Here is a 21,256-nt window from a genome sequence, read left to right on the forward strand (position 1 = left end):
ACCTCACGACGACACGGTAGAGCCCCCGTGTGCCATCTCGGCCAGGTCGCTGCGGGAGAGCTCGGGGCCCTCGAGCTCGCCATCGGCCCTTCGGAGACCGCGGATGAACAGCTCGAGGTGGCGCCGGGCGAGCTCGTGCTTGAGCTCGTCGTCCATCGGACCGGGCAGCGGCCGGGCGATCCGCACCAGCATCATCCCGACGTCGGCAAAGGTGACGTCCTTGGGCAGGTCGCCGCTGACGTGCGCCGCGTCCACGAGCGCCTCGGTCGCCCGGGCCGCAGCCTCGCGAGCCGCGGCGAGCTCCGGCTCCTCGAGGTCGAGCACGTCGAGCACCTGGGGGATGACCGCGGAGACCCGCAGCTCCAGGGCCGCGCGCAGGTAGGCAGCGAGCGCCTCGAACGCGTCGCCGTGCTCCGCGGCGGCCCGCTCGGCGACCGCTCGAGTCTGCTCGAGCGCGTCGATCACCACTCCGCGCAGCAGCGCGGTGCGGTCCGGGAACCGCCGGTAGAGCGTCGCGATCCCGACGCCGGCCCGCTGGGCGACCTCGTCGAGGGCGACTCCAGGGCCCTTGTCGGCGACCAGGTCGCGGGCCGCGCCCAGCAGCTGCTCGAGGTTGCGGCGGGCGTCGGCACGCATGGACATGCGCCCCAGACTAGCAAAACGGAGTCTTTTTCTCCATTTCTCTTGACTTCAGTCGCGGGTCGGCGCAGTGTGAAACGGAGAAAGAACCTCCACTTGGACCGAGAGGACCCACCATGGCCACCACCACCGCGGCAGCCACAGCCGCACCACGCGCCGACCACCGCTGGGCCGCGCTCGGCGTGATCGCGGTCGCGCAGCTGATGGTCGCGCTCGACGCGACGATCGTGAACGTCGCCCTGCCGACCGCGCAGCGGGCCCTCGGCTTCGACGACGCCCACCGCGCCTACGTCGTGACGGCGTACACGCTCTCCTTCGCCGGACTGCTGCTGCTCGGCGGCAAGACCTCGGACCGGCTCGGCCGCCGCCGCGCCCTGACCATCGGGCTGACCGGCTTCGGCCTGGCCTCGGCGCTGGCCGGCGCGGCGCCGACCTTCGAGGTCCTCGTCGCCGGCCGCGCGCTCCAGGGCGCGAGTGCGGCGTTCATGGCACCCGCCGCACTGGCGCTGATCGCGTCCACGTTCACCGAACCGCGCGAGCGCGGCAAGGCGTTCGGCGTCTTCGGGGCCGTCGCGAGCAGCGGCGCGGTCGTCGGGCTGCTGCTCGGCGGGATCCTGACGGAGTACGCCGGATGGCGCTGGTGCCTCTACGTCAACGTGGTCGTCGCCGCGGTCATGATCGTGGCCGGGCGCCGGGTGCTGCCCGCCGACGACGGCTACCCGGTCCCGGTGGACGTCGTCTCGGGCATCCTCGCCACCGCCGGGCTGGCCGGCCTGGTCCTCGGTGCCGGTGAGGCGGCCGCCCACGGCTGGACCTCGACGCGCGTGCTGGTGCCGGGGCTGGCCGGTCTCTGCCTGCTGGCCGCCTTCCTGGTCCGCCAGCGAGGGCTGACCGCCCCGCTGCTGCCGCTCAGCGTGCTCGCGGACCGCGGCCGCGCGACGGCGTACGCCGCCACCGCGATCAGCGTGGTCGGGACCTTCGGGATGTTCCTGATGCTGACCTACCACTTCCAGGTCGTGCTCGGCTGGAGCCCGGTTCGCACCGGCCTCGCGTTCCTGCCGATGACGCTGGCGGTGGCCGGCAGCTCCTACGGCCTGGCCAGCCGGCTGATGCACCGGGTCGCCCCTCGCGCGCTGGTCGGACCCGGCCTGCTCGTTGCCGCCACCGGGCTCGCACTGCTCACCCAGCTCACGCCGTCCAGCGGCTACGCCACGCTCATCCTGCCGGCCGAGGTGCTCGTCGGGCTCGGGATCGGCTGCGTCTTCACGCCGTCGATCGGCGTGGCCACAAGCGGCGTCGACCCGCGACAGATCGGCGTCGCCGCCGCGGTCGCGAACACCGCGATGCAGGTCGGCAGTAGCGTGGGCACCGCGGTGCTCAACACCGTGGCCGTCAGCGCGACCCGCGACTTCGTGGGCCCGCCGAGCGCGGCCCTGGTGCATGGCTTCGCGACGGCGACCGGCGCCGCGGCCGTGGCCCTGGTCGTCGGGGCGGGACTCGTCGTCGCGTTCCTCCGGCCCGCCGCTCCTGCTCACGCCGCTGCGCCACACACCTCGGGAGGTGCGAAATGACCGTCGAGCTCAACCACACCCTGGTCCACTGCCGTGACATCTGGTCGGCCGCCCGGGAGGTCGCCGACGTGCTCGGACTGGCCGAGCCCACCTCGTACGGCCCGTTCGCGGTGGTCCAGCTCGACAACGGCGCCTCGCTCGACTTCCTCCAGGACGCCGGCGAGATCCAGGCACAGCACTACGCCTTCCTCGTCGGAGAGGAGGAGTTCGACGAGATCTGGGGCCGGATCCGCGACCAGGGCCGGCAGTTCTGGGCCGATCCGCACAAGCACCGCCCCGGCCAGATCAACCACAACGACGGTGGTCGCGGCCTCTACTGGGAGGGTCCGCACGGCCACTGGCTCGAGATCATCACCCGCCCCTACGGAAGTGGAGCTGAGGAGTCATGACCGGTCCGCTTCACCGTCCCTACCCGCCCGACGCCTACCGCGGGACCACCGGCGAGGCGTCCGGCTGGATCCGGCCGGACGACACCGAGCCGGAGATCCGCTACCGCTCGGGCGGGACCTGTGAGTACCTCGCCACCGGTGACCGGACCCACGGGACCTTCGGGCTCTACCGCTGGACCTTCGGACCCGACGAGTCCGGCCCGGACCCGCACTTCCACCGGGCGATCACCGAGTCGTTCTACGTGCTGAGCGGCGAGGTGAGCCTCTACGACGGCACCGGCTGGAAGACCGGGCGCCCCGGGGACTTCTTCCACGTCCCCGAGGGCGGGCTGCACGGTTTCCGGGGCGCCGACCGCGCCTCCATGCTGCTGATGTTCTCCCCCGGTGCGCCGCGCGAGGACTACTTCGAGACCCTGGCCGGGCTGGCCGAGAACCCGATGTCGGAGGAGGAACGCGTCGAGTTCATGCTCCGCCACGACACGTACTGGGTGTGAGGTTCGGGCTCGGCTCGGGCTCGGAAGCAACCGTTGCTGCATCTTCCGTTGCGGTTGTGACCGCAGGCCAGATGTAGTGACGGTCAGTCACAAGCGCGACGCGGCCACCGGGTCGCGAGCCACCAGCAGCGCAGCCACGTCGTCGTCTCGCGTCGGGTCGCGCAGCTCCTCGACCACGGCGGAGAGCCACTCGTCGGGCCTTGCGGGCCGCGCCGTCCGCAGCGCCGTGATCATCCGGGCCAGGGCGCTGTCGGCGTCCTCGCCGCGCCGCTCGACCAGCCCGTCGGTGTAGAGGAGCAGCCGGTCGCCGGGCCGGAGCTCGGCGGGGCGCACCTCCCGCCGGCCACCGCCCACCCCGAGGATCAGCGTGCTCGGGTGCTCGAGCACCTCGATCCGGCCGTCTGCGGCCAGCAGCACCGGCGGCGGGTGGCCGGCGTTGATCACCCCCAGCCGGTCGATGGCCGGGTCGGCGACGGCGTACACCATGGTGACGAGCTGCTCGACGTGGAGCGCGGCGAAGACCCGGTCCATCCCGGCCATGACGACATCCGGGTCGGGGTCCACCGCGATCAGGGTCCGGATGGCCGAGCGCATCTGCGCCATCACCGAGGCCGCTGCGACGCCGCGACCCATGACGTCTCCGACGAACATCGCCAGCCGGCCGTCGTCCAGCTCGAGTACGTCGTAGAAGTCACCGCCCGCGTCGGTGCGGCCCGCCGGCAGGTACTGGACGGTGCACGACCAGCCGTCGATGTCGGGCAGCCTGTCCGGGAGCACCGCGCGCTGCAGCTCGAGGGCGGCGGTTCGGATCTGGCTGTGCAGCTGCGCGTTGTCGATCGCGACCGCCGCGCGCCGGGCGAGGTCCTCCCCGAAGGCGAGGTCGCCCTCGGTGAACCTGCGGCCGGCCTCGCCGGCCACCCAGCTGATCACGCCGAGAGTCCGCTCCCCCACCTGCAGCGGGCACGACATCCCGCTGCGCAGGTTGAGCGCCCGCATCAGCTCGAGGTGCTCGTCGTCGACCGCCACGGCCGCGAGCAGGTCGTCGGTGACCTCCGGCACGAGCTGGCTGCGGCCCGTGCGCAGGACGCGGTAGCCGCCCTGGTCGCTGGCCGGGTCACTGGGGTAGCGCTCCTGGAGCTCGCGGACGAGCTCGATCCGCTCGGGATGGGTGTGCGCGACCGCGATGGTGCGCAGGACGGCGTCCTCCGCCAGCGAGATCGCGCACCAGTCCGCGAACCACGGCACCGCCGCCTCGGCGACCGCGGTGAGCGTGGCCTCGTAGTCCAGGTCGCTCGACAGCTTGGCGCTGGCGTCGGCGAGGAAGGCGAGCTTGGCCTCGCGGTCGCGCGCGGCGCGTTGCGCCTCGATGCGCCCGAGGGTCATCGCGCAGGTGTCGGCCAGCACCCGCAGGAAGAGGTTCTCGGCCTCGCTCAGCTGCCGGCGTCCGGGGAACGACAGCGATACCGCGCCCAGCACCCTCCCGTCGCCGGGCACCAGCGGCAGGCAGAGCACCGAGCCGGTGCCCTGGGCCAGGCCGCCGAGCTCCGGGTAGCGCTGGTCGACCTCGTCGCTGCGGACGAGCACCGGCTTCCGGGTCCGTGCGGACTCGGCGCTCGGCACGTTGCTCGCCAGGGGGTACGTCGCCCAGCGGCTGGCCGCCTCCTCGAGCCCACCGCGCAGGGCCAGCAGGGCGAGGGTGTCGTCGTCCACGAGCAGCGACAGCGAGGCGGACGTCGCCCCGGCCGCCTTCATCATGTGGTCGGTGACGATCGCGGAGACGGCCTCGACGTCCTCGGCGGCGAGCAGCTCGCTGGTGACCTCGGCCAGCCGTCGCAGCCGGCTCCCGAGCGGCTGCCCCGGCGCGTAGGGATCCGCGGTCTCGTCGGTCGGCTCGACCAGCACGAGCGCTCCGGCGTCGGCCTCCTCGCCGAACGGCGTCCACGACGTCCGCATCGCGACCGGGGTGGTTCCGCCCGCGAGCATGGTCAGCTCACCGGTCCACGACCCGGTCCGCCCGACGAGCTTGAGCACCTGGTCGATGGCGCCCCGCTCGGGCTCGTCGAGGAGCCGGACCCGCGCATCCGCGCCGACGAGCTGGTCGAACGGCGACCCGAACAGGTCGAGCGCGGTCGGGTTGGCGTGGACCACGGTGCCGTGCGCGTCGAGCGCCAGCGCGGCGATGGTGAGGCCGTCCAGGAACGCGCTGTCGGGCTGCCACGACCGCGCGACCGGACGAGAGGTCCTGGCCACAGCGGGATCCTGTCACGAGGGCACCGGGCCCGACAGCCGTAGACCCACCCATGCGGGCGATTTCGTGGAGTGCGCAGGGAGTCACGGCTCGCGGCCCGGTCCGGTGAGTTCCGCCCGCGCCGGTGGTCTCCTTGAGCCATGGAGACCAAGAACCTCGCCGACCTCTACGACCTCCCGCCGGTCGACTGGTCCGCCGTCACCTCGCGGCTCGACCAGGGCTTCACCCAGGCTCCCGACACCGGCGGCCCCAACCGCCACACCTGCTGGCTGACCACGCTGGACGCCGACGGCGCACCGCACACGACCGGCGTGGGCGCCGAGTGGCTCGACGGGGAGTGGTGGTTCGAGACCGGCCGGCGTACCCGCAAGGGCCGCAACCTCGAGCGCGACCCGAGATGCACCCTCGCCGTCGCGCTGCAGGAGTTCGACCTGGTCGTCTCCGGGACGGCGTCGGTGGTCACCGACCCGGCCGCGGTCTCCCGCCTGGCCCACGCCTGGGCCGCCGGCGGCTGGCCGTGCCGCGTGGACGAGAGCGGGACCGCGCTGACCGCTGAGTTCAGTGCTCCGTCCGCGGGGCCGCCTCCGTGGCACGTCTACCGGATCACGCCGGTCTCCGCGACGGTGCTGGCCACGACGGGCTCGGGCGGTGCGACCAGGTTCGACTTCTGAGCCTGGCTCCCGGTTGCGGGGCCCGGCCGACCTGGCTGGGCGGGACCAGCTCGAGCTCGGTCAGGCCGGCACTCCGGTCCGCCCAGGTTTCGCCCTCCACGCTGACGGAGAACCGAAGCCCGGCGTATGACCTGTCGTCCCCGTCGCGCCGCGCGGTGTTATACCATGATCGACGTATAACAAACGGCAACGATCGTGGCGCGTACGCCCAGCCGCGACACATCTGTTATACCTGTATTCAGGTATAACGTTGAGCTACAGGACGCCGCATGCTTCCAAGCCCCTACACGCCCGGCCGGCCTGCCCAGGTCCTTGCCGGCCGGGCCCGCGAACGCGCCTGGACGAGCCAGCAGCTCGACCGCGTCGCCGCCCTCGGGGACTACGGCGGCCCGCTCCAGGTCGTCCACGCCCCCCGTGGCATCGGCAAGACGTCCCTCCTGCGGTCGGCCGAACGAGAGGCTCGGTCCAAGGGCTTCGTCACCGTGTGGGTCTCGGCCGTCAACGGTGGCAGCGTCGCTGCCGAGCTCGTCTACGCACTGCGCTCCGCCCTCGAGGCCGTCGACGCCATCACCGACAAGCAGCGCAAGGTCTGGCACGCCTCGCTCAGCAAGCTCGAGCTTCATCTCGGAGTTGCCGGCGCCGGCGTCAGGGCCACCATCGACACGGCCAGGACCGCTGCGAAGACCGCTGCGAAGTCGAAGCTGCCTGCCGCGCCCCCGGCCGCCGACGCGCCGGTCAGCGCTCTCGAGCAGTTCCTGCGTGATGCCTCCACCCTGGTCCGCTCCACTGGCGGCAGCGGTGTCGTGCTGTTCATCGACGAGGTCCATGCCGCTGACAAGTTGGGGCTGGGGATCATCCTGAATGCGCTGCAGAACCTCGACGGGTCCAGCGCCAGCGCCGCCCTCACCGCCATGTTCGCCGGCCTGCCGAACGCCCCCGACGTCGTCACCAGCGCCGCCACCTTCGGCGAACGCAGCAGGTGGGTGCCGCTGGGCAGGCTCGACGACACCGACAGTGCGGTCGCGCTGGCCAAGCCCGCCCAGGACTCCGGGGTCGTCTGGGACAGGGACGCCCGTGACCGCGTCGTCAGGGACGCCGGCGGATACCCGTACTTCCTCCAGCTCCTCGGCTCCACGACCTGGGAGGCAGCTGGGCCGGGACCCGGAAGCACCCTCACCCTCGACCACGTCCGCACCGGCTACACCGACGCCCTGCGCCAGCTCCTCACCCTGTTCCAGACCCGGTGGAGCAAGGCGAGCAACGGCCACAAGAGGTTCATCGTCGCCATGGTCGAGCTGATGCTCGAGACCGGCTCCGAGGACGTCGACCGCGGCAGGATCGCCGAGAAGCTCGGCAGGACGACCCGCGAGATCAGCGTCCCCCGCAACCGGCTCATCGGCCAGGACATCATCGAGCCCTCCGGCTACGGCCGCGTCCGGTTCACCATCCCCGGCTTCGCCGCCTACGTGGCCGCCGAAGCCGGCCTGCCCGGCGCGGAGCGGCTCCGCGAGCTCACCCGCTTCCCGGAGCTCGGCGCTGCGGCCGACAGCTGAAGGGGTGGGCTCGTGGCCTGCGTCATGGCATCAGGGCGGCGTCGCACTCGGCATCTCGTCAGTGGGCCATGTCGACGAAGCGCGAGTAGTGACCCTGGAAGCTGACCGTCAGCTCACGGGTCGGGCCGTTGCGGTGCTTGGCCACGATGAGGTCTGCCTCGCCGGCCCGCGGTGACTCGCGTTCGTACATGTCCTCGCGGTGCAACAGGATCACCATGTCGCTGTCCTGCTCCAAACTGCCGCTCTCACGAAGGTCGCTGAGCATCGGCTTCTTGTCCGCGCGCTGCTCGGGACCGCGGTTGAGCTGTGAGAGCGCGATGATGGGGACCTCCAGCTCCTTGGCCAGCAGCTTGATCTGGCGGGAGAACTCCGAGACCTCGAGCTGGCGGGACTCGACCTTCTTGCCGGAGGTCATCAGCTGGATGTAGTCGATGACGACAAGCCGCAGGTCGTGGCGCTGCTTGAGCCGGCGGGCCTTGGAGCGGATCTCCATCATCGTCATGTTCGGCGAGTCGTCGATGAAGAAGGGGGCGCTGGAGACCTCGCCCATCTTGCGGGCCACCTTGTTCCAGTCGTCATCGCTCATGTTGCCGTTGCGGAGGTGGTTGAGCGGCACCCTGGCCTCGGCCGAGAGCAGCCGCATGCTGATCTCGGACTTGGTCATCTCCAGGCTGAAGAAGACCGCGGTCAGGTTGTTGTGGATCGAGGCCGCCCGGCACAGGTCCAGTGCCAGCGTCGACTTCCCGGCACCGGGACGCGCGGCGACGATGATCATCTGTCCGGCGTGCAGACCGTTGGTGAGGTCGTCGAGGTCGGCGAAGCCGGTCGGTACGCCGTAGAGGCCGGCGTCGCGGTTGCCGATCGCCTCGATCTCGTCGAGGACGCCCCCCATGATCTCCGAGAGCGGCGCGTAGTCCTCGCTGGTGCGCTTGTCGGTGACCTGGTAGACCTCGGCCTCGGCGGCGTCGACGAGCTCGTCCACGTCGCCCTCGCCGGCATAGCCGAACTGGACGATCCGGGTGCCCGCGTCGACGAGCCGCCGCAGGATCGCCTTCTCGCGGACGATCTCGGCGTAGTAGGAGGCGTTGGCCGCGATAGGCACCGAGGAGGCGATCGTGTGCAGGTAGGGGGCACCCCCGACCCGCTGGAGCTCGCCGCGCCGCTGCAGCTCGTTGGCGACGGTAACCATGTCGGCCGGCTCCCCACGGCCATAGAGGTCGATGATCGCGTCGTGGATCATCTCGTGGCTCGGGCGGTAGAAGTCGACCCCGCGGAGCACCTCGGAGACGTCGGCGATGGCCTCCTTGGAGATCATCATCGCGCCGAGCACCGACTGCTCGGCCGCCATGTCCTGCGGGGGGGTCCGGTCACCCGACCACGACGCGCCGCCGGCGGCCTCGGACGCGCCTCCGGGCAGCTGCCAGGCGTCGGACTCGGTCAGGCTCACGGAGGGCTCCGGCGGTGGTGAGGATGGGACGGGTGGGACGGCAGGGGAACGCCGCCGACGGTAGGGCCGACCGCCGACAGTGCCGATCCGTGGCCCCCCGGGCAGGGTCGACCGGGGCGCGACCAGTGGGGGACCAGGACGACGGCTCGGACGAACCTACGCGGGTGTCGGGGCGGCTGGAAAGGCCGCCATCCACAGCCCATGGGGACAACTCGGACGGCGAGGTGGACTACTCCCCATCTCCTGTGCACAGGATGGGGACAGGGCTGTGGAACCCCCGCCGGTCCTGCTCGTCAAGTCGGCTCTGACCTGCGGAAACATCGCTCCACCGATGTGGAGCCAAAATAGTTCCCGATGGTGTCCGTTCACCGGACGGTCACCCGGAGGTCGGCGGGTGGCTTTGTCGACAAAAGCCCGTGCGGCACTTCGGACGGCCTTCGCGCCACCCCTCGTCCACAGCATTCTCCACCGGTGTTGATGGGCTAGTACTGTGCGGCCCAAAGCTGGGGACAAGTCCTTACACTGACTAGCCGTGGGCCATCGGGTCGTCGCGCACCGCGCCCCGCCGGAGAGGACGCCGACGGCCCCGCCGGCTCTGGGAGCCGACGGGGCCGAGTCGCGTGCGTGTGGGTCAGTCCGAGGCCGGGATGACGTTGAGGGCCACCGTGGCGCTCACGTCGTCGTGCAGCCGCACGGTCACCTCGTGGGAGCCGAGTGACTTGATCGGGTTGCCGACCGCGATCGTCCGCTTGTCGACCTCCTGGCCCGACGCGGCGCTGAGCGCCGCGGCGATGTCGGTGACCGTGACGGCACCGAAGAGCCGGCCGGTCTCGCCGGCCCGGACCTTGACCTGGACCGGGGACTCCTCGAGCCGGGTCTTGAGCGCCTCGGCGGAGTCGTGGTCGCGGACGGCGCGGGAGGTCCGGGCCTTCTTGATCGACTCGATGGTCTTCTCCGCGCCTCGGGTCCAGCGGATCGCCGCGCCGCGCGGGACGAGGTAGTTGCGGCCGTAGCCGTCCTTGACCTCGACCACGTCACCGGGCGCACCGAGACCGGTGACCTCCTGGGTGAGGATGAGCTTCATCGCAGGGTCTCCTCTCTCAGCGACCGGTGGAGGTGTAGGGCAGCAGCGCCACCTCACGGGCGTTCTTGACCGCTGTGGCCACGTCGCGCTGGTGCTGGACGCAGTTGCCGGTCACCCGGCGCGCGCGGATCTTGCCGCGGTCGGAGATGAACTTGCGGAGCAGGGCGGTGTCCTTATAGTCGACACCGGTCGCCTTCTCCTTGCAGAACTGGCATACCTTCTTCTTGGGCTTGCGGAGTACGGGCTTGGCCATTGTGGTGCTTCCTCCTCAGAAGCCCGGCGAACGCCGGAATGGTCGGGTTGGTTGGTGGAAGGTGCCGGGTGCCGTGCGGGCGCAGATCGCCCCCGACGGCCTCCGGCGGTCGGTCAGAAGGGCGGTTCGTCGTTGCCGACGCCGGGGGCGCCCCACGGGTCACCGGCGGCGCCGCCGGCCGGTGCGCCCTGGCCACCGGCCGCGGGAGCCGGAGTGGCCCACGGGTCGTCGGCGGGCGCCGACTGGCCGCCCTGGCTCGCCTGGCCGCCACCGCCGGAGTAGCCGCCACCGCCGCCCTGGCGGCTGGTGCGGTTGACCTTGGCGGTGGCGAACTTCAGCGAGGGGCCGATCTCGTCGACCTCGATCTCGAAGACAGTGCGCTTCTCGCCCTCGCGGGTCTCGTAGGACCGGGCCTTCAGCCGGCCCTGGACGACGACGCGCATGCCGCGCTGCAGCGACTCGGCGACGTTCTCGGCCGCCTGGCGCCAGATGGAGCAGCGGAGGAACATCGCCTCGCCGTCGACCCACTCGTTGGCGTTCTTGTCGAAGTTGCGTGGGGTCGAGGCCACCGTGAAGTTGGCGACCGCGGCGCCCGAGGGGGTGAAGCGCAGCTCGGGGTCGTCGGTGAGGTTGCCGACCACGGTGATGATGGTCTCGCCTGCCATGAGGTCTCCTTGTCGGTCCCGCTGGATGTTCCCTTGGGTGTCCCGCCCATCGTTGCCGTCGGCACCGACGGTGGGAAGTCTCCCTCCACAGGGGCCGGTTGCCGGTGCAGCGGCCCTGCAGCCGGGCTACTTGCTGTCGGGGCGGATGACCTTGGTCCGGAGGATCGACTCGTTCAGCGTGAGCTGACGGTCGAGCTCCTTGACCGTGGCGGGCTCGGCGTTGAGGGTCACGACGGCGTAGATGCCCTCTTGGTTCTTCTTGATCTCGTAGGCCATGCGACGTCGGCCCCAGATGTCGACGGACTCGACCGTCCCGCCGTCCTTGCGGATGACGTTGAGGTACTTGTCGAGCGACGGGCCGACGGTGCGCTCCTCGAGGCTCGGGTCGAGGATCACCATCAGTTCATAGGCACGCAAAGCAGTTCCACCTCCTGTGGACTCGGCGGCCACGGTCTCTCCGTGGCAGGAGGGCTTGTGCGTCTGTCCTCTCTCGACGTCTGGTCGAGACGGACAGCAAAGGCTAACAGCGGGCGGGTCGAGCCCTAAATCGGTGCGGCTGTGGACGGGCGTCCGTGAGCTGTCCGTCCTCGGTCCTAGCGTCGCTGCTCGCCGTGTTGCTCCGCACCCGCTCGCGTCCCCGGCCGGTGGCCGGGCGCTACCTCCTGCTCGAGGAGCTCGGCCGGGGCGCCTCCGGGGTCGTGCACCGGGCGCGCGACCTGCGCGACGGCACCGAGGTCGCCGCGAAGGTGCTGCGGGGCGGCGATGTCGATGCCGTGGTGCGCTTCGTGCACGAGTCCGCGCACCGGATCTCGCACCCGCATGTCGCCACCCCGCTGGGCTGGGCGGCCGAGGACGACGTCGTGCTGATCGTGATGCCGCTGGCGCGGGGCGGCTCCGTCCGCGACCTGCTCGCCACCCGTGGCTCGCTCCCGCCACCGGTCGTCGGCCGGCTCCTGAGGCAGCTGCTCGACGCGCTCGTGGCCGTGCACGGGCACGACCTGGTGCACGGGGACGTCAAGCCGGCCAACCTGCTGCTCGAGCGCGCACCTCCAGAGCCGCTGCACCTGCTGCTGGGCGACTTCGGGGTCGCGACCAGCTCCCACCACCCGTGCCCGGGTGTCTCCGGCACGCCCGCCTTCCTGGCACCGGAGCGGCTCGCCGGGGCGCCGGCCCACCCGAGCCAGGACGTCTACGCCGCCGGCCTGGTCGCTCGCCGGGCGATCACGGGGTCCTCGCCGCTGCTGACGCTGTGCGACTCGATGACCCGCAGCGAGCCCGAGCGCCGGCCGACCGCGGCGGCTGCCCTCCGGCGGCTCCTCGAGCTCACCGGATCGACGTGAGGTCCTGGGTGCCGACCACCCGGAGCAGCTCCAGCGCGTCGGCCTCGGACGAGCCCGGCGCAGCCGAATAGACGATGAGGCTCTGGTCGGCGTCAGGCACGTGCAGGGTGTCGCACTCCAGCCTGAGCACGCCCAGCGTGGGGTGCTCCACGGTCTTGGTGTGGCTGCGCCAGCTGCTCGCGTCGGTGCCGGCCCACAGCTCGCGAAACTCCGCCGAGCCGCGGTGCAGGTCCTCGAGCAGCTGTGCGAGCCCGGGGTCGTCGGGGTAGCGGCCCGCGACCGAGCGCAGGTTGGCCACGCTCTGCACGGCCGTCGCGGCCCGCTCATCGGGCGTGCCACCGACCTTGCTCCTGGGCGGGTCCGTCGGGTCCGGCAGGAAGCGCAGCCGCGGCTGGTTGCGCCGCTCGGGCCGCAGCGCGGACCAGTCGCCGTGCAGGGCCGAGGACATCGCGTTCCAGGCCAGCACGTCGCCCTTGGCGCTCATCACGACGGTCGGCAGGTCCTGGAACCGGTCGATGAGCCGCAGCACGCTCGGGCGCACGTGCAGGTCGATCAGCCCCGAGCGCGGGGCGGCGACGCCCGCGAGATGGAAGACGTGGTCGCGCTCGTCGGCATCGAGCCGGAGCGCCCGGCACAGCGCGGTGAGCACCTGCTCCGACGGGTGCGGACCGCGGGCCTGCTCGAGCCGGACCACGTAGTCGACGCTGATCCCGGCAAGCAGGGCCAGCTCCTCGCGGCGCAGCCCCGGCACCCTCCGGTGCTGTCCCGCAGGGAGCCCGGCATCCTCGGGCCGCACCCGGTCGCGGGCGCGCTTGATCGCGCGGGCCAGCTCGGCGCGGTTCGCCCTCATGCCTCCAGCATTGCTCGCCAGTGTCCCGCACTGGCCCGGAGCGGGTAGGACTGCCGGTCCCACGATCCGCCGGTCCTGTTGCAACGCGTCCGCGGCGCGCACGGTTGAGCACATGACTGCGAGCACCACCGTCCTGATCACCGGCGCCACCAGGGGGTTGGGCGCCGAGACCGCCCACCGACTGGCCGCCCTCGGCTGGACGGTCTGGCTGGGCGCCCGCGAGGCCCCCGCCGGCGAGGCCGTCGCCGACCGGATCCGCAGCGACGACCCCACGGCCGATGTCCGTGTCGTGCCGCTGGACGTGACCAGCGACGACAGCATCGCCTCGGCGTACGACGTGGTCGATGCGTCCGGCACCGGGCTCGACGTCCTGGTGAACAACGCCGGCGCCAGCGGCACCCGTGCACTGCCCGAGGACACCGCACCGGCGGACTTCCTGCCGGTCCTCGGCGTCAACCTGCTCGGCCCGGTGCGGGTGACCAACACCTTCCTCCCGCTGCTCCGCAAGGCAGCGCAGCCCCGGCTGGTGATGGTCTCCAGCGGGATGGGCTCGTTCGGGATCACCCTCGACCGCGGCCGGATCGAGTCCACCCTGTGGGGGATCGTCTACCCGTCGTCGAAGGCCGCCCTCAACATGGTGACCACGATGTACGCCAAGTCGCTGCCCGACGTCCGGGTCACCGCGGTCGACCCGGGCTACACGGCCACCGCCCTCAACGGGTTCTCCGGGACGCAGACCGTCGAGCAGGGTGCGGAGGCGATCGTGACGGCGTGCACGGCGCAGGAGCTCGCCGCCGGCTTCATCGGACGGAACGGGCCGCTGCCCTGGTGACGCCCCCAGGTGGTCATGGGTCGCCGGGCCTAGGCTGGCTGCATGCTGATCGGAGCCCACGTCGAGCAGACCGACCCGATCGCGGAGGCCAAGGCCCGCAACGCCCCACTGGTGCAGTTCTTCCTCGGTGACCCGCAGAGCTACAAGGGTCCGGTGGTCCGCTACGCCGGCGGCGCCGAGGGGCTCAAGGCCGATGCGGAGGAGGCCGGGGTCGACCTCTACGTCCACGCGCCCTACCCCATCAACGTCGCCACCACCAACAACCGCCAGCGGATCCCCGGCCGCAAGCTCATCCAGCAGCACATGGACGCCGCGGCGGAGATCGGCGCCAAGGGGCTGATCGTCCACGGCGGGCACGTCCAGGACGACGACGACCCAGCCAAGGGGTTCGACAACTGGCGCAAGGCGATCGAGGCCACCGACATCAAGATCCCGCTGCTCATCGAGAACACCGCGGGCGGCACCAACGCGATGGCCCGCTACCTCGACCGGATCGCCGGCGTGTGGGAGGCGATCTCCAAGGCCGAGGGCTTCGACATGGTCGGCTTCTGCCTCGACACCTGCCACGCGCACGCGGGCGGCAACCCGCTCGAGACGATCGTCGAGGACATCCGCAAGATCACCGGCCGGATCGACCTCGTGCACTGCAACGACAGCCGCGACGAGTTCGACTCCGGCGCCGACCGGCACGCCAGCCTCGGCGCCGGCAAGGTCGACCCCGACCTGCTCGTGGCCATCGTGAGGGACGCCGACGCGCCGGTGGTCTGCGAGACGCCCGGTGGCGCGCAGGAGCACCAGGCCGACTTCGCCTGGCTCCGCGAGCGGCTGTGATTCATCCCGGGAGGGATCCCAGGTTCACCTGGGATCGCTGAACTCCGCGGCCTTTGCAATGGCCTGCAAGCTCAGGACCGCGCCGAGAAGCAGGCGAGCAGCCGCTCACAGCGACGCCGGTGCCACCGTGGCCGTCAGGTCACGCGGTTCGCGGCTATGCGGATGTGGATGTTCGTGCGTCGGCGCGGCTGACGCTGTCGGGCACGACCAGCAGCTCGCACACCTCGTGCGCCATCTCGTGATCGGAGCGGCGACGCTCGAAGCGCACCGGTACCGCGCCGTCGGAGCCGTCGAAGACGAGGAACTGGAAGACGTGGCCGCCGGCCGAGAGCAGCACGAGGTGGCCCGGCAGCCCGGTCACCCGCCAGCGGCTCGGCCCCAGGCCCCGCCGGAACGTCACGGCCAGCTGGCTCCCCGGCGCGAGCTCGACGATCGTGCCCGGCTTCGGGTCGTGCACGACGACGAACCGGTCGTCGGCGTACGTCGGCGCGGGGCTGCTCGGCGACGGCTGGATCAACACGGTCATGACCTGTCTCCTGGATGGCGCTGCGAACGAGCTGTCGGCGGTGAGGAGCACCGTCCATGGGGGTCAGATACGCCAACCGGTCGAAAAGTTCGCTGGTCCAGCCAGGTATCGCACTTGGTCCTGGGCCCGGACGGGTGTACTGATGCTGCATGCCGGACACGGGCCTGGTCGTCCTGCTGGCGACACCGCTGACCTGCGGTGTCGTCCTCAGGGTGCTGCTCCGGGACGGCCTGGCCGTGGCGACCCCGGTCCGGGGGCTCGCGGTGGCCCCGGTTGTCGTGGTCGCGTCGTTCGCGGCGACGCGGCTGCAGGGTGACCAGGTCGCGTCGGGCGTGATGCCCGACGCCGTGGTCAACCGGCTCCTCGCCGGGGTCATCCTGGTCGCTGCGACGGTCTTCATCGGGCTGAACCGGCGCCAGGGCTCCCGCGTGGTCCAGTGGGGTATCCGGTGCACGGCGGCCGGCGCCGCGGGCAACGCGGTGGCCATGCTGGTCTTCGGCTCGATGCCCCTACTGGTCGCGGCGGTGCGGACCGAGGGCGCCTACCTCATGCCCGGGGACCACCCGGACCCGCGCTACGTCGCGGTGGACGGGTCGCACCCAGTGGCGCTGCTCCTCGGTGACGTCCTGCCGGTCCCACCCCTCGACGTCGTGGTGAGCCCGGGCGACATCCTGCTGGCCGTCGGCTGCGCGATCCTCCTGTCCTACTTCCTCTCGATCCTCGTCGCCCCTGCTCATCCGAAGCACAAGAACGGCGTGGGCGCCGCGTCCGGGGTCACTGCGGCCACCGTCCCGGCCAGCGCCGAAGCCGGGTCCGCACCGCCCGCGAGCGCCTCGTGGACGCGCACCAGCGCATCGTGAGCGGCGTGGTCGTTGACGGCGGCCGGACTGGCCACGACGCAGCGGGCGCCGGCATGCAGCCAGGCGGCGGTCATCCCGATCAGCTCCTCGCCCCACCGGACCGTGGAGCGACCGACCTCGCACGCTGAGAGGAGGACGATGTCCGGTACGGCGGGCAGCTGGTCGATGTCGTAGCCGAACCACGGCCCGCCGACCAGCTCGAGACCGGAGAAGAGTGGGTTCTCCGCCGAGTGCCGGCCGTGCGCGGCCACGTGCAGCACGTCGACCCGGCCCGCCAGCTCGGAGACGGCCGGGGCGGTGGCCTCCAGGCCCAGGAGGACCGGCGCCCGGCGCCAGGCAGCCGCGGCAGCGCGCACCTCCGCCTCCGCCCGCACCACCCGCGGTCCGGCGACCAACCCCGCCGACCGCGCCCGCAGCGGCGGGGCGGTGCGCGCCAGCCAGGAGGTGGCGCTCTGTGCCACGACGACCGGCCGGCCGGCCAGCCCGGGCAGGAGGGTCCAGGGCATACCCGCCAGGACGCCGGACGGGGTGAGCACGAGCCGCCGCTCGCCGAGGTCACCGAGCAGCGGATCGACCAGGAGCACCGCCGCCGCGTCGAGCCGCCGGGCCAGGGCCGACCTGACCGAGCCGGCCAGCGCGGCCGGGAGCTCGGCGGCCGCCATGTCGAGATCGGGCAGGAGCCCGCCGAGCACGTCGCCGAGGCGGTCCCGGCCGCCGAGCTCGTGGCGACGGGTGCCGGCCGACGTCACCACCAGCGCCACGACCCGGTCGGCGGTCACGACGTAGGCGACCAGCGCGGTGTCGTCGCCCAGCCCGGCCTGCAGCTGCTCGAGTGGCACCGGGTCGGCGACCTCGCCCGAGCCCTTGCGCTGCCAGGCCCGTTCCCGGATCCGGCGCCGCAGCTCGGCCTCCCGCTCCGGTGCGAGGCCGGCCCGTAGCTCGGCGAGGTCGGCAACGGTCTGCGGGTCCTGCGGCGCGCGCACCGGCTGGATCCGGGAGGCGAGCATCCGGGCCCGTTCCGACCACTCGAAGAGGACCGCGTCGGACCGCGACCCGGCGGCCAGCGCGAGCCCGCGCACCGCGAGCCGGACGCCGTGGCCCACCACGTTGGTCTGGAGGTCCAGCGAGCCGAACGAGCTCTGCCACGCGTGCAGGTCGTCGAGCCCGGTCCGCACGTGGGCGAGCGCCCGGGAGCTCCGGGGCGCGGCGGCCGCCCGGACCTCCCGGTCGGTGAGCCGCACGGCCAGCGGCGCCCGGCCGGTGACCCGGATCGCCCGGAGCCGGGCCCGCGCGGCCTCGAGACTCCCCCGGGCCACCAGGGCGGCGGCCGCCTGGAGGCGCGCTGCCGCGGCGTTCCAGCGCAGCCCGTGCCGGTCCAGCTCGGCGGCGATCCGGTCGCCGCGCTCGACCGCGTCGTCGAGCCGGCCCAGCGACACGTCGGCGGCGAGCTCCTCGGCCTCGGCCCGGGCGACCCAGCTGTCGGCCGAGCCTCGACGGAACCGTTCGGCGGCCCGACGGGCGGCCTCGCGGGCCCGGCGCGGGTCGCGCTCGTAGCGCGCCCGGGCCAGCTCGGCCTCGCCCTGGCGCTGGTAGAGCCGCCGGTGGGCGTACGCCGCCGCGGCCGCCCGCAACGACTCGACGCCCTCGTCGACCAGCCCGGCGGCGATGAGCGCCTCCGCCCGGTCCTGCTCGACCATCGCCCGCATCACCGGCCCCTCGGACGCCACCGTCTCGTAGGCGGCCAACATGTCGTGCAGGGCGCCCGGCACGTCGCCCTCCAGCAACCGGCTGTACCCCGAGTTGTGCTCGGCCTTGGCCGCGCCGTACTCGTCGCCCGCCAGGCGGTACTGGCGAGCCGCCTCGGTGAAGTCCGCCGCGGCCGGTCCGGGCTGGTTGCGCTGCAGGTGGACGTTCCCGCGGTTGAGGTGCACGCGGGCTCGGACCTGTGGGTCCCCGACCAGCTCCGCCGCGACGTCGAACGCCCCGAGCGCCGCGTTGCCGTCGCCCCGCAGCATCTCGACCAGGCCGATCTGGGAGTGCACCGTCCCGCGAGCGTCCGGGCTGGTACCCGGCAGCTCCAGCGCGGTCTCGAACAGCGTCAGCGCGGCGGGGTAGTCCCCGGTCTCGAAGCTCAGGTAGGCCTGGCTGCCGAGGATCCGGGCCACGAGGTCCGGCTCGTCGGCAAGGGCGAGGGCGCGCTCGAGGAGCCGCCGGGCGTCGGCGTGGCGGCCGCGGTTGACCGCCTCGACGCCGCGCTCGTAGAGCTCCCTCGCAGAGGACACCAGCGCATTGTCGGCGCTCAGGGCGCTGCGGAGAAGCACTCGCTGATCGCGGTGCGGGCGATGTCGACCGCGGTCTCGGACGGCTCGACCTCCCCCTTCAGCTCGAGCTTGCCGGTCAGGGCCTCGGCGAGCTCGCCGGCCGCGATCGGTGCGCTGAACGAGGTGCCGCTCCAGACGGCGAACCCGCTGCTGAAGTCGTCGGGGTCCAGCGACTCGCGGAGCCGGTGGTGGGAGGTCCACCTGGCCGCCGGCTCGAGGCCACCCCTGAAGACCGGCGGGATGGTGCTGACCACCGCGGCGCCCGGCCGGTAGGCCGTCACCCATCTGCCGACGTTGCTGAACAGGGCGTCGGTGTCGTTGGGGTTGAGTGCCCCGACGGAGACGACCGGGATCGTCATCGACGACGTGCTGAACCCGGCGGGGTAGCAGGGCCGGGTCGTCGAGTTGTTGCCGGCCGAGGCCACCACGATGACGCCGTGGCTCGCCATGACCTCCAGGATCCCCATCATGATCGGGTCGAACGCCGCGTCGTCCGGGCTCTCGTGGTAGTAGCCCATCGACAGGTTGAGGATGTCGATCGGCTGGGTGCTGGTCCCGTCCCGGTAGCGCTTGGCCAGCTCGGCGATCTGGCTCAGTGCGATGACGAGGTCGGACTCGACGATCGGGCCGTCACTGGGCACCACGCGCCAGCTGACGATGTCGGCGTCCGGGCAGGTCTGGTAGACGAGCCCGGCGATGAAGGTCCCGTGGCCCGACAGCGAGTCGATGACGCCGTCGAGCGGGCCGACCTGGTCGAAGCGGACCTCCGGGTCCGTCGCCGCGTCGTCGTAGCCGATCGCGTGGCCGTCCAGCGTGACGTCGGTCTTCACGATCCCGTCGAGCCAGGGGTGGCTGCCGCAGCCGGTGTCGAGGATCGCCACCACCGGCCGGCGTCCCGCGATCTCGGAGTCCGGCCGCCGCACCGGCGGCCTGCCGACGTAGCGGACCGGCTGCCGGCCGCCCTGTCCGGCGTAGACATAGCTCATCGCCGGGCTGGAGTCGTGCACCGGGCTCGAGTCGTGCAGCGGGCTGGAGTCGTGCAGCGGGCTCGAGTCGTGCAGCGGGCTCGAGTCGTGCAGCGGGTCGGAGGAGATGCCCGAGGTGGTCGCGTGCAGCACGTGGTCGAGCCCCGCGGCGCGGATCGCGTCGTCGCCGGCCCTGGCCCGCGCCTGCTGCAGCAGGAGGAAGCCGTCGGGCGGGCGGACCGCGCGGCCCTCGGCCACGGTGATGGTGCCGATCAGGATCCCGAAGTCCAGCCCCTGGGTGCGCCGGTCCTCGCCCTTGAACTCCAGGCTCCACCCGAGCTCCTTCGCGGCCTCGGTGAGGTGGCCGCGCACCTCCTCGTCGCCAGGGCCCCTCCGGACCAGGACCCGCGGGCCGACGTAGGCGGTGGACAGCGGCACCGGCCGGTTGTTCACCTGCGGTGCCGTCGCAGGGTCGAGGACGCGGACCTGCCACGGGTCTCCCGCCCACCTCCTCGCGTCCGACGGGGCCTGGCGGTCCGGCACGGGAAGCAATGGAACTCCTCAGGTCTTGGGGTCAGGTCTCGGAGGCGGGTCAGATCTCGAAGGCGGGTGTCATGAACGAGGTGCTGCCGTCGGTGGGCTCCAGGCGCAGCCGCAGCATCCCGGGCGCGAGCTCGGGGAGCTCGAAGCGACCGGTGTCACCGATGTCGATGGCGGCGGCGTCGGACCAGCCCGAAGCCGTCTCGCGCTGGACCACCACCGCGATCGGTGACGGTGGTACCACCCAGCCGTCGATGCGCGAGCTCGCTCCCTCGCCGGAGACCCGCAGCAGCAGGTCGACGCCGTCGTGGGCGAAGCGGAGCGTGTACGCCGTCGCAGAGCCGCCGCGGGCGCCCGCGAGCTCCTCGGTGCGCTCGACGAGGAGCATCAGCTCGATGTCGAGGCCCACGTCGTAGAGCTCGGACGCCGCCAGCGCGGCCGCACCCTGGGCCCGGGCGACGAGGTCCTCCGGGACGGGGTCGTGGAGGTCCCAGTAGGCGCGGATGCCGGCGAAGATGCTGTCGTCGGTGAGCTCGGGCAGGTCAGTCATCGTCAGTCCCCCGTGACGTCGGGTCGGGCCTGGATCAGTGCGCGCAGCTTGGACAGGCAACGGCCCCGGGTCGGGCCGATGCTGCCCACGGGCATCCCGAGGTTCGCCGCGATCGTGGAGTAGTCGGGACGGTGCTCGAAGGCCACGATCCGCAGCAGCGCCTGGCACCGCTCGGACAGCTTCTCGACGGCGTCCCACAGCCGGTCCTCGCCGTCACGGCGGACGACCTCGGTCTCGGGTGACTCCTCCTCGGGCAGCCGGCGGGCCAGCTCGTCGTCCTCCACCGGGATGCCCCGGCCGGTCGCCCTGGCCACCCGCCAGGCCTCACGGCGGGCCGTGGTGGTGAGCCATCCGCCGACCGCGGCTGCCTCCTGGATCGCCTCGCGCGAGCGCACGAGGGAGAGCCAGGTGGTCTGGACGACGTCCTCGGCGACCTCGTTGGACAGGCGGTAGGCGCGGACCACGTGCCAGAGCACGGGTGTCATCACCCGGACCAGGTCGTCGAGCGCGACGGCGTCACCCGCGGTCCAGCGCTCGAACGCGGACGCGGCCTGGCTCCAGACCTCGCCCGGACGTTCGGTCGCGGCGCCACCGATGGTCAAGCGAACCTCCCCCGAGGACCCACCG

General features: G+C 72.3%; 21 protein-coding genes and 1 pseudogene. 9 read left to right on the plus strand and 13 right to left on the minus strand.

What is annotated here, in order from left to right:
* Nucleotides 1–3: 3 nt before the first annotated feature.
* Nucleotides 4–642, minus strand: coding sequence for a helix-turn-helix domain-containing protein (locus tag VFV89_RS06555; RefSeq protein WP_329705112.1), 639 nt, complete (start codon nucleotides 640–642; stop codon nucleotides 4–6).
* 113 nt (nucleotides 643–755) lie between these two features.
* On the opposite strand from VFV89_RS06555, the gene VFV89_RS06560 reads away from it, so the two are divergent.
* From VFV89_RS06560 to VFV89_RS06570, 3 genes are read left to right on the plus strand one after another with little or no spacing between them, the layout of a single operon-like run.
* Nucleotides 756–2,210, plus strand: a complete 1,455-nt coding sequence (locus VFV89_RS06560) for an MFS transporter (protein WP_329705113.1) — start codon at nucleotides 756–758, stop codon at nucleotides 2,208–2,210.
* A complete protein-coding gene (locus VFV89_RS06565; protein ID WP_329705114.1) occupies nucleotides 2,207–2,599 on the plus strand; it encodes a VOC family protein in 393 nt (130 codons plus the stop codon). Before VFV89_RS06560 ends, VFV89_RS06565 begins: the two co-directional genes overlap by 4 nt.
* Complete coding sequence (locus VFV89_RS06570; RefSeq protein WP_329705115.1) at nucleotides 2,596–3,093, plus strand: cupin domain-containing protein; 498 nt, start codon at nucleotides 2,596–2,598, stop codon at nucleotides 3,091–3,093. Before VFV89_RS06565 ends, VFV89_RS06570 begins: the two co-directional genes overlap by 4 nt.
* An 87-nt stretch (nucleotides 3,094–3,180) precedes the next feature.
* On the opposite strand, the gene VFV89_RS06575 is transcribed toward VFV89_RS06570, so the two are convergent.
* Nucleotides 3,181–5,343 carry a SpoIIE family protein phosphatase gene (locus VFV89_RS06575; RefSeq protein WP_329705116.1) on the minus strand — a complete coding sequence of 721 codons (2,163 nt, stop codon included), beginning with the start codon at nucleotides 5,341–5,343 and terminating at the stop codon, nucleotides 3,181–3,183.
* Between the two features lie 138 nt (nucleotides 5,344–5,481).
* Here VFV89_RS06575 and VFV89_RS06580 point away from each other — a divergent pair, with 138 nt between their 5' ends.
* Nucleotides 5,482–6,012, plus strand: a complete 531-nt coding sequence (locus tag VFV89_RS06580) for a pyridoxamine 5'-phosphate oxidase family protein (protein ID WP_329705117.1) — start codon at nucleotides 5,482–5,484, stop codon at nucleotides 6,010–6,012.
* Nucleotides 6,013–6,281: 269 nt separating this feature from the next.
* Nucleotides 6,282–7,565, plus strand: coding sequence for an ATP-binding protein (locus VFV89_RS06585; protein ID WP_329705118.1), 1,284 nt, complete (start codon nucleotides 6,282–6,284; stop codon nucleotides 7,563–7,565).
* A 58-nt stretch (nucleotides 7,566–7,623) separates the two neighbouring features.
* Here the strand turns inward: VFV89_RS06585 and dnaB are convergent, their stop codons facing one another.
* The 5 genes from dnaB to rpsF form a co-directional block, all read right to left on the minus strand.
* A complete protein-coding gene (gene dnaB, locus VFV89_RS06590) occupies nucleotides 7,624–8,913 on the minus strand; it encodes a replicative DNA helicase (protein WP_329705140.1) in 1,290 nt (429 codons plus the stop codon).
* A 730-nt stretch (nucleotides 8,914–9,643) separates the two neighbouring features.
* The gene (gene rplI, locus VFV89_RS06595; RefSeq protein ID WP_329705119.1) at nucleotides 9,644–10,096 is read right to left on the minus strand and encodes a 50S ribosomal protein L9; all 453 of its coding nucleotides are present in this window, start codon (nucleotides 10,094–10,096) and stop codon (nucleotides 9,644–9,646) included.
* Between the two features lie 16 nt (nucleotides 10,097–10,112).
* Complete coding sequence (gene rpsR / locus VFV89_RS06600; RefSeq protein WP_329705120.1) at nucleotides 10,113–10,349, minus strand: 30S ribosomal protein S18; 237 nt, start codon at nucleotides 10,347–10,349, stop codon at nucleotides 10,113–10,115.
* A gap of 113 nt (nucleotides 10,350–10,462) precedes the next feature.
* Entirely contained in the window at nucleotides 10,463–11,014 is a 552-nt protein-coding gene (locus VFV89_RS06605; RefSeq protein WP_329705121.1) for a single-stranded DNA-binding protein, read from the minus strand.
* Nucleotides 11,015–11,140: 126 nt separating this feature from the next.
* Nucleotides 11,141–11,431 (minus strand): 30S ribosomal protein S6, encoded by a 291-nt coding sequence (gene rpsF / locus VFV89_RS06610; RefSeq protein WP_329705122.1) that lies wholly within the window; start codon nucleotides 11,429–11,431, stop codon nucleotides 11,141–11,143.
* 194 nt (nucleotides 11,432–11,625) lie between these two features.
* On the opposite strand from rpsF, the gene VFV89_RS06615 reads away from it, so the two are divergent.
* Entirely contained in the window at nucleotides 11,626–12,354 is a 729-nt protein-coding gene (locus VFV89_RS06615; protein WP_329705123.1) for a serine/threonine-protein kinase, read from the plus strand.
* Here VFV89_RS06615 and VFV89_RS06620 read toward each other — a convergent pair.
* The gene (locus VFV89_RS06620; RefSeq protein ID WP_329705124.1) at nucleotides 12,338–13,204 is read right to left on the minus strand and encodes a helix-turn-helix transcriptional regulator; all 867 of its coding nucleotides are present in this window, start codon (nucleotides 13,202–13,204) and stop codon (nucleotides 12,338–12,340) included. The genes VFV89_RS06615 and VFV89_RS06620 overlap by 17 nt on opposite strands.
* A 112-nt stretch (nucleotides 13,205–13,316) precedes the next feature.
* On the opposite strand from VFV89_RS06620, the gene VFV89_RS06625 reads away from it, so the two are divergent.
* Both VFV89_RS06625 and VFV89_RS06630 read left to right on the plus strand, forming a co-directional pair.
* The gene (locus tag VFV89_RS06625) at nucleotides 13,317–14,036 is read left to right on the plus strand and encodes an SDR family NAD(P)-dependent oxidoreductase (RefSeq protein WP_329705125.1); all 720 of its coding nucleotides are present in this window, start codon (nucleotides 13,317–13,319) and stop codon (nucleotides 14,034–14,036) included.
* A gap of 42 nt (nucleotides 14,037–14,078) precedes the next feature.
* Nucleotides 14,079–14,867, plus strand: a complete 789-nt coding sequence (locus VFV89_RS06630) for a deoxyribonuclease IV (RefSeq protein ID WP_329705126.1) — start codon at nucleotides 14,079–14,081, stop codon at nucleotides 14,865–14,867.
* Nucleotides 14,868–15,021: 154 nt separating this feature from the next.
* Here VFV89_RS06630 and VFV89_RS06635 read toward each other — a convergent pair whose 3' ends face one another.
* Nucleotides 15,022–15,393, minus strand: a complete 372-nt coding sequence (locus tag VFV89_RS06635; RefSeq protein ID WP_329705127.1) for a hypothetical protein — start codon at nucleotides 15,391–15,393, stop codon at nucleotides 15,022–15,024.
* A gap of 149 nt (nucleotides 15,394–15,542) precedes the next feature.
* On the opposite strand from VFV89_RS06635, the pseudogene VFV89_RS06640 reads away from it, so the two are divergent.
* Nucleotides 15,543–16,079 (plus strand): annotated as a pseudogene (locus VFV89_RS06640) (DUF5317 family protein); the annotation flags it as partial.
* 47 nt (nucleotides 16,080–16,126) lie between these two features.
* Here VFV89_RS06640 and VFV89_RS06645 read toward each other — a convergent pair.
* The 4 genes from VFV89_RS06645 to VFV89_RS06660 are packed head-to-tail and all read right to left on the minus strand — an operon-like array spanning nucleotide 16,127 to nucleotide 21,231.
* The gene (locus VFV89_RS06645) at nucleotides 16,127–18,535 is read right to left on the minus strand and encodes a CHAT domain-containing protein (RefSeq protein ID WP_329705128.1); all 2,409 of its coding nucleotides are present in this window, start codon (nucleotides 18,533–18,535) and stop codon (nucleotides 16,127–16,129) included.
* 17 nt (nucleotides 18,536–18,552) lie between these two features.
* Nucleotides 18,553–20,082 carry a S8/S53 family peptidase gene (locus tag VFV89_RS06650; RefSeq protein WP_329705129.1) on the minus strand — a complete coding sequence of 510 codons (1,530 nt, stop codon included), beginning with the start codon at nucleotides 20,080–20,082 and terminating at the stop codon, nucleotides 18,553–18,555.
* A 49-nt stretch (nucleotides 20,083–20,131) separates the two neighbouring features.
* Nucleotides 20,132–20,629, minus strand: coding sequence for a hypothetical protein (locus VFV89_RS06655; protein ID WP_329705130.1), 498 nt, complete (start codon nucleotides 20,627–20,629; stop codon nucleotides 20,132–20,134).
* A gap of 2 nt (nucleotides 20,630–20,631) precedes the next feature.
* Nucleotides 20,632–21,231 (minus strand): sigma-70 family RNA polymerase sigma factor, encoded by a 600-nt coding sequence (locus tag VFV89_RS06660; RefSeq protein WP_329705131.1) that lies wholly within the window; start codon nucleotides 21,229–21,231, stop codon nucleotides 20,632–20,634.
* Between the last annotated feature and the right edge of the window lie 25 nt (nucleotides 21,232–21,256).

Source organism: Nocardioides sp. (assembly GCF_036274455.1).
GTDB lineage: Bacteria > Actinomycetota > Actinomycetes > Propionibacteriales > Nocardioidaceae > Nocardioides.